This is a genomic window from Bartonella sp. AA86SXKL (assembly GCF_042196885.1).
In genome coordinates, this window is record NZ_JBHIRE010000431.1 from 1 (window position 1) to 641 (window position 641).

Genomic DNA, 641 nt, shown 5'->3' on the forward strand with positions numbered 1-641 from the left:
ATTTTTTTGATTTCACTGGTTAATTCATATTTTTTGCACATAGAGATACCCTCACAATTTAATGTGATAAACATTTGCTAAAATTTGAAATGGAAAATTTGCTTAGAAAGCAGGCGCCCCCGCCGCGCCCGCCGCTGCTTTATTAATTAGACCCAGACAATCTCTAATTCACCATAAGGAGAGAGACGTTCAGTATAGGTTTTTATTTTAGTAGACCCGCCGACATTTTCACGAATAACAGCAATGCCATGAATATTGGCATTTTCATAAACATGCACGTTATTTGCTATACGAGCATTTTCATAAACCCTAGCATTGTCATAAACATAGGCATTATCATAAATAATATCCTTGCCATACACATGTGCATTACCATAAACATGGGAATTATCAGAAATAACAGCATTGCCATAAACATGGGCATTATCATAAACATAGCCAGCAATGATAGCATTGTCATAAACCCGCGCATGACCATAGATATGACCACAAGTGACAGCATTGCCAAAAACTCTTGCATTTTCATAAACGTGACCATTTTTAAACACAAGAGCCTCATCATACACCCAGCAATTGCCATCATGAGAGAGGTTATCTTCCTTTTCAATAAAGCCACCCAAGGCACCAGCCTTAACATCAGC

At 37.9% G+C, this 641-nt stretch carries 1 protein-coding gene; it reads right to left on the reverse strand.

What is annotated here, in order from left to right:
• Positions 1-146: 146 nt before the first annotated feature.
• The coding region (locus tag ACFIO5_RS12445) for a hypothetical protein (protein ID WP_375705569.1) at positions 147-641 on the reverse strand (495 nt) is incomplete at its 5' end.